This window comes from Bacteroides zhangwenhongii, assembly GCF_009193325.2.
GTDB lineage: Bacteria > Bacteroidota > Bacteroidia > Bacteroidales > Bacteroidaceae > Bacteroides > Bacteroides zhangwenhongii.
The window spans coordinates 2,181,865-2,196,895 of the sequence record NZ_CP059856.1; the positions used below are offsets into that span (position 1 = coordinate 2,181,865).

The window sequence follows — 15,031 nt, forward strand, 5'->3', positions numbered from 1 at the left end:
AACATAAAAAAGTGCCGGACAAGCGAATGATTTGCACCATTCATCTTATCCAGCACTATAATTATTATTATAGCACCCTCCGATGAGGATTTTTATGCCTGTCCCTATTTCAGGGCTGCAAATATGGGCTTTGTTTTCATAATTACCAAGTTTTAACCGGTTTTTATTTTCTTATGGAGATGTAACTAGCTATATATCAACTATTATCAGACGAGGTTTGATCTATAGGATCTCCGTTAGAAAAACGAAAGAAAGCTGCCAACCGATCCGGATTCAGCGTATAACGTGCGCGTTCTTTTAATAAGGGTTCCGCATTCATTACGGCACAAGAATGAGAAACCACGGACATCATCGGCCAGTCCTTTAACGAATTTCCTACAACTAAAGTATGTTCAAAAGATAAAGTCAAAGCCTTACATAACTGAAGCACCCCCTCTTTTTTACTTGCTTCAGGATGAATGACTGTTATCAGCGGAGCTTTATGAAAGACCTGGCAGGGATTCTCTTTCAACCGGGTAAGAATAGCTTCTCTCTGTTCTTTATCACGTACCAATATACTATACTTGTAAACCACTCCTTCATAACTATGAATAGTGACTTTTGCCGGTTCTCCATATACCTCCGGATATACTTTCACCGGCAAACACCTGATCTGGCCCGAATAAGATAATAAACCTCCATCTGCAAACACTCCTCCCCTGAATAAATCGAAAAGAGCCTTTCCCAGCTTTTTCTTCGCCTGCTCCATTGACAGAGAAGTCGCAAGATATAAGGAAACGGACTGTGCCATATATCGCAAAGCGTTAGCATAACTTTCAGGAACTTTTCCCTGTGAATCAGTCAGTGTTCCATCCACATCGAAGAAAACAGTCGTAATAAGTGGCTTGTCAGGTATTCGCCAGAACGCCCCTTCTCCCATGATTCGATGTAAAGGGTGATTGTTCAGGTTACTGAACGCAAGATAGCAATCACAAACTTTCCTCTCGCAAGATAGCGGCAGAACAGCTCCATCACCTTGATAAAAATTACCAATCTTCACCCGGCTTCGGGGACAAGCATACATATCCCCTTTCCAATCGATAAAACAATTGTTTCTTCCTCCTGCACAAACTTCCCATTGTGCCGGAGCATTCTTCAAGTCATACTCAAAAAGATTATCCAGTTGACTGAAAAACTGAATATCTTCCTGACTTAATGGTGCCCTTAACCCCTGCATTGCATTAATGAATAAATAAATATCCGGCAAGAGAGTATTCCGTAAATCATTGAGTACGGCCTTTGCAGAGGGATTTCCTACCGCTCCGGCACATACCTGTATTCCCGCATGATGGAGTATATGAATCTGATGCGCAAATTTCTCTACCGAAGTCATCTCAGGATGAAAACTGGCCCAGAGCCTTATCTTACTTATCACAGTGGGAGTCACACGAATCTCATCAAGCCAGTGTTTGGCCGGAAAAGAAAGGTTAGTCTGACAGGAAATTCCAGCCACCTGTGGCAATGCTGCCAAATGCATCATTCCTTTCCGATAATAACGATGGATCAATGCTTCACCGTAAGGAATAATAAATAACTGCAACGGCTCCCCTTTCCATTGTTCAATAGCTGCTATAAAACGATTCCATGCCTGTTCATCCCGGGTCGTATCTGCCAGATGCGACTTCTTGCCGAAAGGGCAATAAGAACAGGTATAGTTGCAGCTATTCAATTTGCCGCGATAATATATACGCCTGAAGGAAAGTAAAGAGCCTTCGTTTTCCATTTCTATTTCGTTCAATAAGAATAAGTTTCCATCAGTTCTCTTATTTCAGGAGTAATGAACAACTGACCAATATAATCGGAGTATGCCATTCCTTCGGAAGTCAGACAAATACGACCGTTATCCGTATTTTCTATCCATTGCCGTTCAGCTAACTGTCGGAACAACGGCACATTATCCGGTGATTCTCCAAAGCGACGCTTATATTCGGCCTTATCAAGCCCCATGTAATACATCAGATTTTTAATGATGAAACGTTGTCGCTGTTCTTCCTGCGAAAGAATAAATCCATTACGAGCCACTGTAAAATCAGTAGTGCCCATATAATCATCTATCTCTCCGGCAATACAACGCTGGCAAACAGTATACCGGGTGGCATAATGCAAATTACCCAGGTAACTGCGTCCGCCGGAGCCACACGACAGCATCACCTCATCCCCACATGAGATTTCCGCATCAGTAGACGGATGATGAATAAAACGCCGCATCGAAGTTTGTAGAAATCCTCTGTCTTTCAACAAATCACAAGCGGCACAATACATCTGAAAACAGACACCATCGGATTCCCGCTCCGTGATAGCCGTTCCCGGTCGTACATATAGCGGATAGATAAAGAGTTCGTTAGGCTGAAACAGAAGAGCCTGTTCCAATGAATAAAGAAAACTGGCTACAGTTTGTCCTTTGATTCCGTAAATCAAATCAATATTAAAAAACGGGAATTGCCTCTTCCGGATAGCCTCCAGCGCCTGATTAATCATGTCTTGCCGGGGACGTCTTTTTAAAGCTGTTAATTCTTCGTCGAGGAAACTCTGTACGCCAATACTCACACGAGCCACTCCTGCTTGCTTCAACAAGTCCAAACGGGCAGGATCGGCATATTCCGGTGATGTTTCTACGGAAGTAAAGGTATGTGAAGGATGCACTCCGAATAAGGCAGCCGTATCCAGTAAGTATTCCAGTTGAGGAACAGTGAGAAGCAACGGTGTGCCTCCTCCAATGGCGAAACTATCAAATGTCAGTCCGGCGGTGAGTGGAGACAACTGTTGCGCCTGCTTGTGAAGAGTTTCCAAATAAGTTGCGATATAATCCGCACGATTTGTTTGCAGAGAAAACAGATTGCAATATCCACATTTATGACTGCAAAAAGGAATATGGAAATAAAGCGATGCTTTCTGTCCTTCCACCTGTTTCAGGTAAGGAACCAGCGAAACCGGGGACGGAAAAGAACGATAAGCAGTTTTATGTGGGTAACTATACATATAGTCTACATATCGTGGTAGCGGTTGATTCATTTTTTCGTTAAAATAAAGTGTTTGTAAGGGACTGTATAAACCGTTTCGTGAGATATGCAATGATATTCATATCCATCCTCTCCATAGCAAGTGCCATGATCGGAAAGAGCAATCACCAGCGTATTTCCCCGTTTCTGAAAGGCCTGAAATAAACGGGGTAACTGACTGTCGACATATTGCAGCGCGGCAGCGTGTGATTCCTTATCATCCTTCATTTTGCCTTCCACATAATGACAGTTCGGATAATGAATAGCAGAAAAATTGATATACATAAAAATCCGTTTGTCCTCCGGATAGTTTTCGAGTTTCTTCAACGCAAAATCAATTTGTTTTTCAGTACTATCGGGTGCCGTGCATCCAAAGGTCGGCAGCCAATAACTTTTAGTAAAGTAACCGGGAAACACACGCCCCAGTTCATTACGCTTGCTGAAGAAGTTCACCCCTCCTATACAAATCGTTTCATAACCTACATTGGCAAGGCTTTGCACAAAAGTCGCTTCCGTAAACGGATAACTTCCCGCAGGCGGAATACGTCCCGTACCAGCTTGCACAGGGAAAAACAACCACTTACGGCTGCGTAGCGAATGAGGTTCCGCCGGAGAAGGCAGAAATCCTGCAAAGATGGCAAAATGAGACGGGTAAGTAAAATTTCCCGGCGCATGTCTTTTTTCCCATTCTCCTCCGTGACTGTTCAGTACAGGTGTTCTTCCTGCCGCTTCTTCCTCCTTGCTGACATCATAACGCAAGGTATCAAAGCAAAGCATCAATATATCATGAGTACCCACCACCTGATTCATATCCAGATCCGGATTTTGGGTCTGTTCGCCAGCCGGCAGTTCATCTATTTGCATGGTTATATCTCTTTTTTATGTTTTTTATCTGTTGAATATAAATAGAATTATGAGCAAACATATCCTGATACACATGATCTCCCTGTCCGTTGACTTCTATTATATAAGGAATATCTGTTCCTCTCTCCATCAGGACATCCACTCCGGCATACTGCAAATCCAAAGATTGAACCGCTTCCTGACACTGAAAATAGATTTGTTGCCGCACTACTTCCGGCAAAGACAACTCGTTCCACCAATGTGCCTTATTGTTCAGATGCAGATTGGTTATGCTTCCTTTACTACATCTCACAACGATATAATCAATTTCAGATTCCCGGCACACTACCCGGAGATCATAATTCTCTCCCTGCAACTGCTCTTTAGGAATCCATTCTTCTAAAATAGCTTCTGTTTGCATCACTGCTTCCGCCAACGGGATCATCTCTTTTTCCGTAGTCAAACGGTGGATACGTTTGGTGTTATGAATGACTCCATCCACTTGTTGCAAGGTAGTATAGACTACCCATTTATTCCGGTTGGGTTGATAGCGAACAGCCATAATGCCTCCCGCCCCCGAACCGTAACGGGGTTTCAAAAAGCATCCTCTACCACAACCGGCAAGAAGCTCTCTCAACTCATCAAAAGAATGGGGAGAAGGTAACATCGGAGTCACTCTCAAACCTCTGTCCACCAGCACTCCTTTAGTCTCCTTTTTATCAAGAGCACGTAACAAAGCATGGGGAGTATTCAAAAAGCACACGTCATCAGATAGCCTCATCTCACCCAAACGTTGCAGTGTTTCCTTATATGCCTGATTCAACAGCGCATATTTCTGGAAATCCGTTTCATCGCTTACACAAGGTTCCAGTTTGATAACTGCCTGCCGTAGTTGCGGCAAGCGGTTAAAAAGTTCCCCGTAAGTCATAAAACGAACTTCCGTCTGCAAGTGTTTGCCTGCTTCAATAAAGTATTCTATACGTTTGGACAGAGAGTTGCTGACAACGATTATCTGCATCTCCTATTCTGTAATCATCGGGTAATACCACAATTCACCATCATATTCATCCGCCTCTTCAGTTTCAGCAATATCTATTTTCATAGGAAGATTCTGCAGCTGTTTCTTCATATCCTTGCTCAAATAATTGTAGCGCATATTGATAAATTTCAAATGAGCGATCTTATCCATATTATCCAGCAATAATTGGGCACCTTCATCTTTGAGAGTACCGGCCGAAACATCCATTGTTTCAAGTTGGGGAAGAATATCCGACTCCAGAAACATTTCTACAATCTTGTCCTGTTCTTCAGAGTTGACGATCCCCAAATAAGTCAGCTTCGGGAAACGTTCTTTGGAGAACAACGGACGGAATATCTCAATATTAGCTTCAAATCCATAATCTTCCACACCAACATACAGAATCAGTTTTTCCAGATTGGGGAAATCAGAACCAAGAATATCTTCTACCACTTCAGTAGGCAGGCCACCACTGATAATTTCCAGTGACCGCAACTCCGGCCGTGAAGTCTTTCCCAAACGCAGATTATTGGTTCCTTTGATTTTCAGATCCTTCAATTTAGGCATGGCATCGAGCAGTGGACTAATATCAGCTTGTTCAATCCATGAAATCTCCTGTTCTTCCTGCTCAATATCTCCCCAGAACAAGCCTTCTATTTGTGCGAACTTCTCCTTATTTTCAATCATTCCCTGTAATAAGGCAGAACAGTCGTCACCCTCATAATCCCAACAACCGATTGTTATTTGTTTATATTCAGAGAGATGTTTATCTTTCAATATCTTATCCAGAAGATTCACATTGTTTTCATACTCATCGTAACTCAAAGTATATTTCTTGGCTTCCACTTTCATTTCACGTGCAGTTTCTTCAGCAGTTTCCACATACCCTTTTTTGGTCTTTTCAGCAATCAGCTTGTCGGCTGCTTTTTCAGCCTCTTCAGTCGTTGCGTAGTTTTTCACTTGTGTTTGTCCGTCGGTTCCCAACTTACCATAATTTACAGTAACATCTGTTCCGACTACATCTATACTCCAGAATTTCTGCGATTTAAAATCTTGAAAAACGAATACTCTCTTCATAATACAGTTTTTAATGGTTGATATTTGCACACTCAACACAGAACGCGCATGAACAATACCTGCAAAAATAACCATTTTATGTAATGTACAAAGAAATCTGTCTACTAAACTTTCAGAGTATTCAAAAATACAACCCAAGATATGCAACAAAGGCTGCCTTTTTGGGGCAGCCTTCATTATTCTATTTCTGTAATATATCAGTTTAATCTTCAATAGTACATATACTTACACGGTTCCAATCCGGTTCAGTAAACATATCGCCTACACCCTGACCTTCGGCAGTGATACGAGATGCACTGATTTTATACTTGTTGACCAAGATCGTTTTTACAGCTTCTGCACGTGCTGCGGCAATTCTGGCATTCACTTCAACACTACCTTCCGGAGAAGCGTATCCCTTAATAACCACTTTAGAATCAGCGTGTTTCTTCATATAAGACGCTACACGTTCTACATTAGGAAGCTGTGATGCGTCAACAGATGACCTGCCTTGTCTGAAAGTAATGATAGACTCCGGTACGCGAGCGGTTTGTACTACAGTTTCAACCGGAACAACCTTTGTGCGGCATGCCTCAAGCTCTTCTTGCAATCCGTTGATACGCTGGGTAGCATTATTGATTTCACCGTCTTTGCTATTCACTTCCGAACGAAGCGCATTGATTGAAGAGTTCAGACCATCAATTTCCGCTTGATTGTACACTTTCACTTTCGCAAAATGATGTGTTCCGTTACTTGTCTTAAAGTGGTATGTCAATCCGGCTGTCAACTCAAACGCTGCATTGTTAGCATTGAAACGGCTCTTTGACTCCGGGAAGCCACCTTGCATATCATATACGATGGCTGGTTTAAGCCCCACTGTCCATGCTTTACTTTCACCTAAATTAAAATTCAGGTTCAATCCGAAGCGGGTAGACCAAGAGTTTTCGTCTCCATCACCACTTGCGTAATAGTGTAACCAACCCATTCCGGCTACCGCTTCCACCTCAAAGAGACGAGGAGTACCGTTATAACCAGCAAACAGATTCATCAAGTTCACCTTACCCAATAAACTGACATCCGAAGCATCAAAAGCTGTTTTACTTTGGGTCGTGTTAACATATCCCATACCCTGAAACCCTAATCCGAAAATGGGAGTTAACTGTTTCGATATTCCAATTCCGAACGCGGGACGCATCCCTTTAAAAAAAGCACTATGGGTGAGAGGAGTTACCGCACCCGCTTTTAGTTCTACAGACCAGTTGTCCGTTAATTTTGTACCTTCTACGACAGATTGGGCATTTGCTGTAAATCCACCCAATACAAAAGCTAATAGAATAATAGATTTTCTCATAATCATAAGTTTAAAATATTATGTTTTACCTGCTAAATCATTAGATATGCTTGGTTTAGCCATGTCTAATTTTTTAGTTCATAATTAAGTTCTTTATTTACTTCAAACAACATATTGTATCAAATATTAGTTCACAAGGCAAAAACCTAATTAACATCTATTATCTTCTTAGAAAGATAGAACCAGATACTATTCCAATGAAAAAGAACAGTAATAGGGGTAAGTTTATCCGTAATTCATATACAAGTAAATCACAAATTCTGCCGTATCTTTGCAATGTCATAAAGAAATAAGTAAAAAGATTATTTATAAAAACTGTTTGGTATGTATTTAGAAAATATTTATTCGCCTGAAGATGTAAAAAAGCTATCGATTGAAGAGCTTAATAAATTAAGCGGTGAAATCCGTGCCGCACTTCTGCAAAAGCTAAGTGAACATGGCGGACATTTCGGTCCCAACTTCGGAATGGTAGAAGCGACAATTGCCCTACACTATGTATTCAACTCGCCCAAAGACAAAATTGTATTTGACGTATCGCACCAGAGTTATGTACACAAGATGTTGACCGGCCGTAAAGACGCTTTCCTCAATCCGGCCAAATACGACAATGTATCAGGGTATACCGAACCGCAAGAAAGTGAGCACGATTTCTTTATCATCGGCCATACCTCTACTTCCGTCAGCCTGGCCAGCGGACTGGCAAAAGGACGTGACCTTACAGGCGGTAATGAAAATATCATAGCTGTCATAGGCGACGGTTCTTTAAGTGGCGGTGAAGCATTCGAAGGGTTGGACTATGTGGCAGAGCTGGGTACCAACATGATTATCATCGTCAATGACAACCAAATGTCTATTGCCGAGAATCATGGCGGATTATACAAGAATCTAAAAGAATTACGTGACAGCAACGGTCAATGTGAGTGTAACTTCTTCAAAGCTATGGGACTGGATTATATGTATGTAAATGATGGCAACAATGTACAGGCATTAATCGAAGCTTTCTCTAAGATAAAAGATATCCAACATCCGATAGTAGTACACATCAATACTCTCAAAGGTAAAGGCTATGCACGTGCCGAGCAAGATAAAGAGACTTATCATTGGCGTACTCCATTCAATCCGGAGACCGGAGAAGCCAAAGTTAACGACGAAGAAGAAGATTATAGCGAAGTAACCGCCCAATACCTGCTGCAAAAGATGAAAGAAGACCCGCGTGTAGTAACAATTACTTCGGGCACTCCCGCCGTTCTGGGCTTTACTCCGGACCGTCGGCAAGAAGCAGGCAAACAATTCGTAGATGTAGGTATTGCTGAAGAACACGCGGTAGCACTTGCTTCGGGTATTGCAGCCAACGGTGGAAAACCGGTTTATGGAGTTTACAGTACATTTATCCAACGCTCTTACGACCAACTTTCACAAGACCTCTGTATCAACAATAATCCGGCTGTCCTGCTCGTATTCTGGGGTACATTATCCGGAATGAATGATGTGACACATCTCTGTTTCTTCGATATTCCGGTCATCAGCAATATTCCCAATATGGTTTATCTGGCACCGACTTGCAAAGAAGAATATATTGCCATGTTAGAATGGAGCATCCGTCAAAATGAACACCCGGTTGCCATCCGTGTTCCGGCTACCGAGGTTATTAGTTGCGGAGAGCCGGTGGACTCCGATTACAGCATTCTCAATCGCTATAAAGTCACTCATCGCGGTTCGAAAGTGGCAATTGTAGCTTTAGGCTCATTCTATGGATTAGGACAGTCGGTCGCATCACTCCTGAAAGAAAAAGAAAATATTGACGCGACACTCATCAATCCGCGTTACATCACCGGAATAGACAGCGAGCTCATGAATGAGCTGAAAGCCGACCATGAATTAGTAATCACGTTAGAAGATGGTGTCTTGGATGGTGGATTCGGTGAAAAGATTAGCCGCTATTATGGTACTTCCGACATGAAAGTTCTCAATTACGGAGCCAAAAAAGAATTTGTAGACCGTTATGATCTACAGGAATTTCTTCGTGCCAATCACCTGACGGATGAACAGATTGTAGAAGATATCACTGCACTTATCGGATAAAGCATACTACCAATTCACTATATACTCTTATAGGTTGATGTAATTGTCATAACAGACAGTATACATCAACCTATTCTTATTTTTCAACTATTCAATCAAATAAAAAACCAAACAATTGTTTGGTTTTCGTATTTTTCATTTATCTTTGGAGCACAAAAACAGATTAATTGTGATTGCGACTAACAACTACACATTATTAAATCTTTATATTTTACGATTATGAAAAAATTTCTATTTATCCTGACTGTCATTGCCGGACTTTTCGTGAGCAATGCCGAAGCACGTATGAAAATCAGAATTCCGGTAGACAACAGTATCCCGAAAGTTGCCGCTCTTCCGGATAGTTCTTATTACAAAACAGATGAAGGCGCTCATTTGGATTTAGGGTACATCGAAGAAGACGGAAAACGTACTTTAGTACTCTTCTCAGAATCGAAGCCCGACACTTATTATGAAATTTCAGACGAATACGCAGAAGTCATTAAAAAAGACTTGAATGTGGAAGAATTGAGCAGCCTTATCCCCACCCCTACATTTTGGGACAAATGGGGTGGTAGTATTCTTTTCTATGGATTTGCCGCTTTAGTGGTCATCGGCATAATAAGCTACCTGAAAGATTTCATTTTCGGCCTTTTAGGACTGGGAAAGAAAAATAAAGAAGAGAATGAAGAAGAATAAACCGGAACCATTAACTATATAAAAGAATAAGGGGTATGTCATAATGAATTATGGCGCACCCCTTATTCTTTTATATAGCAAATCTATCTATTTCTTTTTACTATCAATCTCTTTCAACAATTCGTCAACTGCTGCCTTCAATTGTGTATCCTCACCTTTTACAACAGTTTCCGGACTATTAGCCACCTTAATATCAGGCTCCAACTGAGAATTTTCCAGATAGCTACCGTCAGCCAAACGATAACCGACAATAGGAATACCGAATACCAATGAAGGATCCTGCAAAGTCTCCCAAGAAACACTGGTCATCGTTCCCGGCACAGGCATACCGACGAGCTTGCCGATGTTCCGGTGTTTATATACCCAAGGAGTACCGTGCGCATTCGAGTAATTCGCTTCACATTGCAACATAATGGAAGGTTTATTCCAACGACGGCTCGGCATATCACAAGCTTCACGCCCACGTACTACCTGCGTGAAATATTTCTGCCCGCTGAACAAAATTTCAATATCTTCATGCAGTCGGCCTCCACCGTTGAAACGAGTATCGATGACAATCCCCTCACAGTTGTTATATTTACCCAGAATATCAGAATAGACAGTACGGAAACTTCCGTCACCCATAGACTGTATATGCACATATCCCAATCTTCCGTTCGACCATTTTTCCACTTCCGCAGCACGTTGTTTTACCCAACGGTTATACAACAGTCCGTTCAAACGCCCGCCGGAAATAGGCATAACCACCTCTTCCCAACGCTCTTTACTCTGCGGATCGTATAGTGAAATCAATGTTTTCTTGCCTGCTTTGTTGTTCAGCAAAACAGTAATATCATTTTCCTGAGAAATTTCCTGTCCATTGATTTTCTCAATAATGCATCCTTCCTTTACTTTGGTACGGGAATGATCAAATGGACCTTTCTCTATCACTTCAGCAATTCTCATGCCTTTTCCCCGATATTCCCAATCGAACAAAAGCCCCAAATTGGAAGTAACATCCCCCTTACCGTTGGCAAAATAACGGCCTCCGGTATGGGATACATTCAACTCGCCCAGCCACTCACTCAGCAATTCGGCAAAATCATAGTTATTGTCGATATGAGGAAGGAACTTACGGTAAGCCGCACTCATCTCATCCCAATTCACCCCGTGCATATTCAAGTTATAGAAGCGTTTCTGCTGTTGCTTATATACATGGTCAAACATAGCTTCCCGTTCGGCAGCCAAATCCATCTTCATCTCCGCTTGATAACTAATCGGTTTCAACGCATCCGACTTTGCATCCATCTTCTGCATATTCCTACTGCCCAACAAGAATATATTTCCATCTTTATCCATAGATAAGGAAACCCAACCGGTATTGAGCTTATGCAGACGCTTTGTCTCCTTTTCACGAAGATTCATTTTCCAAAGGTCATAGCCACCTTCAAAAGCAGAAAAATAGTAGAGGTTCTCTCCGTCTTTCGAGACAATGGCGCTACCTAAATCCGAAGAATTGGGTGTCAAGCGGACAATGCGGTCTTCAATACCTTTCAACTCTACGACAATCTCTTTTTTACTTTCCTTATCTTTGTCGGACTTGCCGTTGTCTCCATCTTTATCTTTATCTCCATCTTTCTTTTTATCTTTACCGGTGTCCTTTTTCTTTTCATCCTTTTTCTTCTCGTCTTTCTCTTTCGCCTTCTTCTGTTCCTTTTCAAACTCTTTGAGTAATTCGAAATCCTCCTTGCTCAACCGATAACGATCGTATGCATCCTGGTTCAGGAATACCAACATAACATCCTGCTGTGAACCCCACGAAGCATGGGCACGCATCCCGTAGCGTTCCGTTTGGAAAAGAACAGCGTTCCCGTCAAGTACCCAACGCGGAGAAGCGCTCATATAACCGCTATTTGTCAGATTAGTGATTGCTCCTCCTTGCGCACTGACAATACCTATATCAGAATACGGATCATGACGGTTTCCTATAAATTCCAACGTAAACCATTTACCGTCCGGCGACCATTCATAATCAAACCCGCCCCCTGTATTGTACCATGTAGATCCATCCGTCACCTGACGTACTTTCTTCGTCTCCAGATTGAGTACCATCAGACGGTTGCGGTCTTCGATAAAGGCAATCTCCTTCCCATCGGGAGAATATTGCGGATATCTGCGTTCCACTGTTTTAGAGGGGAGTAACACCTCTTCCTCAATAAGAGTTGCATTGGGAAAATTAGGATCTTCTTTACGTATAATCTTTGCCATATACAGTTGCCAGTTGCCTGTCCGTTCGCTGGCATACACCAATGTCCTATTGTCCGGAGCAAACGAAAGGCCCGATTCTCCGGCAGGCGTATTGGTTATCTGCTTAGTGGTCGGATAATCGGTTGACGTAACGAAAACATCGCCACGAACGATGAACGCTACCTGCTTGCCATCCGGAGAAACACAGGCGGAAGTAGCTCCCTGTGAGAATCTGAATGATGCGATATCCTTGTCATCATCACGGACAAGTTCCACTTTCACCTTTTGCGGACGGGAGTTCGGCTGTTGCGTATAAAGTTCCCCATCGTATGCATAGCACAAGGTTCCCTTATCACTGACAGAGAGAAAACGCACCGGGTGAGTACGGAAAGTCGTTACAGGCTTCACTTGCTGCGGAGCATTCAATGGGAAAGAATATACATTGAATGAACCTCCGTTACGTTCGCTCAGAAAATACACAGACTTCCCGTCGGGAGCGTAAACCGGATTACGGTCTTCCCCGTCACGGTTCGTCAGATTGGTATGTTCTCCTGTTTGAGTATCGTACAGCCAGATATCTCTTGTGATGGATGACGTATGGTGTTTTCTCCATTCGTCTTCAAACCCTTTACGGTCCTGATAAAGGAAATTCCTCCCGGCCTTGTCGAAACAAACCCATTCGGCAGGAGTACCCAAGACTTGTTCGGTATTTCCCCCTTCGGCAGGCACTCTATACAGTTCCGTCATAGCACTTGTAGGAAACAGGGCACTGGTTGCCGGATCTTGAATGGAAGCGGAAAAAAGCACATACTTCCCATCCGGTGTAAAGGTGGAGGGAATTTCCGAAGCAGAATGATAAGTCAGTCTCCGGGCAGCGCCTCCATCGGCAGACATAATAAAAAGGTCAAAATTCCCATTGCGGTCGCTGGCAAAAGCAATCTGCTTTCCATCGGGCGACCAGACCGGATTGGCTTCATAAGAGGCTTGTGTTGTTAATTGGACGGCAGTTCCTCCTTGTGCGGATACTTTGTAGATATCGCCCTTATAGCAAAAGACTATTTCGCTTCCATCGGGCGAAATACGCGCGTCGCGCATCCATAAAGGAGTTACAGCAGCATAGCCGACGGATACTGCGGCCAGCGCAAACGATAAACAAGTGATAAGTTTCTTCATATTTAATTAGTCTATATTTATGTCTAAAACAGTCCTTCTAAATAACTCTTCCTGTGTGATTATAAAATACCCTGTCACCAAAATCCTTACAGAAAAAAGCGTACTTGTCTACTCCCGTACAATGGCACACTCCTATCTGACGAGGCATATACCGTCGGAGATAATCTGAAATCACATGATATTTTTGCTCTTCCGCATTATGAATATGAAAGCCGCCCAAAAGCAGCTCACAAGGGAGACCGGGAAATGCGTTCCGTATCGTTCGCAATATATTAGTGATTCCTCGATGGGAACAGGCACTCAGTACAGAGAAACTTTCATCGCCGACCAGCGCCACCGCCAGTTCATCCTCAAAAGTATCGGGAATTTTATTGCCGTCATCCTGTTGAACAAAGAACCGTTCAAAATGAGTATCTTCCTTATCTTCGATTTTTATCGAGGGAAACAAGACAACTCCCGGAAGCAATTCCGTCCATTGGTCAATAAAGCGAAAACGGGATAAGTCGAACGTTTCGGTATGCTTGATTCCATTTTCACGATCATCCTTAAATTTAGGAGAGAAAATGCTACGCTTGCACACAACTGTTGCAATGGTATTCAATTCCAGAAAATGGCGCAAACCTCCCGTATGGTCACTATGCCCATGAGAGAGTATCAGATAGTCTACTTCCCGCAAGTCGATGTGAAGCAGACGGGCATTGCGAATGAACAAATCCGATGCACCTGTATCAAAGAGTAATTTATGTTCTGCCGTTTCAATATAAAGAGAAAGCCCATGCTCTGCCTGTAGCTTGCGCCCATAAACGCAATTCTCCACCAGAGTGGTTATTTTATAATTCATAATAATGTACTTTTAGATAGATATTGCACATGACAAAAAGTTCTGCTACAAAATTATAACAATTCCGTAGCAGAACAAACAATCCAGACTATTATCTACTAAAATAATTGGTTTTCGTCAAATACGTTTTCCCATTTCGTAGGCTTCCTTCATATGTGGAGTATCTTTAATCTCCCCTACTTTCCAAGCGCCTACCCCATAGACAACCCCTTTTTCCTGTGGTGCTTCCAGACAGTCGAGGAACCCACGAAAACCGTCAATAGTGCGTTCCATCATCGCTTTACTGTTTTCAGCCGCCGCAATGATAAAATAAAATTCCTTGTTGCTTATTTCCGTATACCGTGCGCAGCAGCGATCGATCATTATCTTCATTTGTCCGCACATAGTATAAAAATAAACCGGTGTTGCCATTACGATGACATCGGCGGCAATCATCTTCTCCACAATCTCAGCCGCATCGTCTTTCTGCGGACAAGGTTTTCCGTACATACTACAAACACTGCACCCCGTACAAGGATGTACCGTCTTATCTTTCAGAAAAATCTTTTCCACTTCATTACCTGCTTCAAGAGCACCTTTCATAAACTCATCACAAAGTACGTCCGAATTTCCACCTCTGCGTGGACTGGACGAAAGTATCAGAACTTTTTTAGCCATAACTTTACTATTTTATATTTTCCGAATCCTTTTATCAATGATTCACTTTGCAAAAATAGAGAAATAAA

The 15,031-nt window shown here is 42.4% G+C and carries 11 protein-coding genes; 2 read left to right on the forward strand and 9 right to left on the reverse strand.

The genetic code is table 11. From position 1 onward, the window contains the following. Positions 1-196: 196 nt before the first annotated feature. The 6 genes from GD630_RS08885 to GD630_RS08910 form a co-directional block, all read right to left on the reverse strand. On the reverse strand, positions 197-1,762 hold the full coding sequence (locus GD630_RS08885) for an STM4011 family radical SAM protein (RefSeq protein ID WP_143866360.1): 1,566 nt from the start codon (positions 1,760-1,762) through the stop codon (positions 197-199). Positions 1,763-1,773: 11 nt separating this feature from the next. Beyond that, on the reverse strand, positions 1,774-3,051 hold the full coding sequence (locus GD630_RS08890) for an STM4012 family radical SAM protein (RefSeq protein WP_143866361.1): 1,278 nt from the start codon (positions 3,049-3,051) through the stop codon (positions 1,774-1,776). Further along, a complete protein-coding gene (locus GD630_RS08895) occupies positions 3,048-3,902 on the reverse strand; it encodes an STM4013/SEN3800 family hydrolase (protein ID WP_004297058.1) in 855 nt (284 codons plus the stop codon). The genes GD630_RS08890 and GD630_RS08895 overlap by 4 nt, the downstream gene beginning before the upstream one ends. Continuing rightward, positions 3,889-4,899, reverse strand: a complete 1,011-nt coding sequence (locus tag GD630_RS08900; RefSeq protein WP_143866363.1) for an STM4014 family protein — start codon at positions 4,897-4,899, stop codon at positions 3,889-3,891. The genes GD630_RS08895 and GD630_RS08900 overlap by 14 nt, the downstream gene beginning before the upstream one ends. Positions 4,900-4,902: 3 nt before the next feature. Continuing rightward, positions 4,903-5,976 (reverse strand): STM4015 family protein, encoded by a 1,074-nt coding sequence (locus GD630_RS08905; protein WP_143866365.1) that lies wholly within the window; start codon positions 5,974-5,976, stop codon positions 4,903-4,905. 202 nt (positions 5,977-6,178) lie between these two features. After that, positions 6,179-7,312: an OmpA family protein gene (locus GD630_RS08910; protein WP_182505740.1), complete on the reverse strand. Its 1,134-nt coding sequence runs from the start codon at positions 7,310-7,312 to the stop codon at positions 6,179-6,181. Between the two features lie 318 nt (positions 7,313-7,630). On the opposite strand from GD630_RS08910, the gene GD630_RS08915 reads away from it, so the two are divergent. Continuing rightward, the gene (locus tag GD630_RS08915; RefSeq protein ID WP_143866368.1) at positions 7,631-9,388 is read left to right on the forward strand and encodes a 1-deoxy-D-xylulose-5-phosphate synthase; all 1,758 of its coding nucleotides are present in this window, start codon (positions 7,631-7,633) and stop codon (positions 9,386-9,388) included. A gap of 219 nt (positions 9,389-9,607) precedes the next feature. Further along, on the forward strand, positions 9,608-10,066 hold the full coding sequence (locus tag GD630_RS08920) for a hypothetical protein (RefSeq protein WP_085961819.1): 459 nt from the start codon (positions 9,608-9,610) through the stop codon (positions 10,064-10,066). Between the two features lie 87 nt (positions 10,067-10,153). Here GD630_RS08920 and GD630_RS08925 read toward each other — a convergent pair whose 3' ends face one another. From GD630_RS08925 to GD630_RS08935, 3 genes are all read right to left on the reverse strand, one after another. After that, positions 10,154-13,465, reverse strand: coding sequence for a S41 family peptidase (locus tag GD630_RS08925; RefSeq protein WP_143866370.1), 3,312 nt, complete (start codon positions 13,463-13,465; stop codon positions 10,154-10,156). Between the two features lie 37 nt (positions 13,466-13,502). Further along, a complete protein-coding gene (locus GD630_RS08930; RefSeq protein WP_143866371.1) occupies positions 13,503-14,306 on the reverse strand; it encodes an MBL fold metallo-hydrolase in 804 nt (267 codons plus the stop codon). A 117-nt stretch (positions 14,307-14,423) separates the two neighbouring features. Then, positions 14,424-14,963 carry a flavodoxin family protein gene (locus GD630_RS08935; protein ID WP_143866373.1) on the reverse strand — a complete coding sequence of 180 codons (540 nt, stop codon included), beginning with the start codon at positions 14,961-14,963 and terminating at the stop codon, positions 14,424-14,426. Positions 14,964-15,031: the final 68 nt, after the last annotated feature.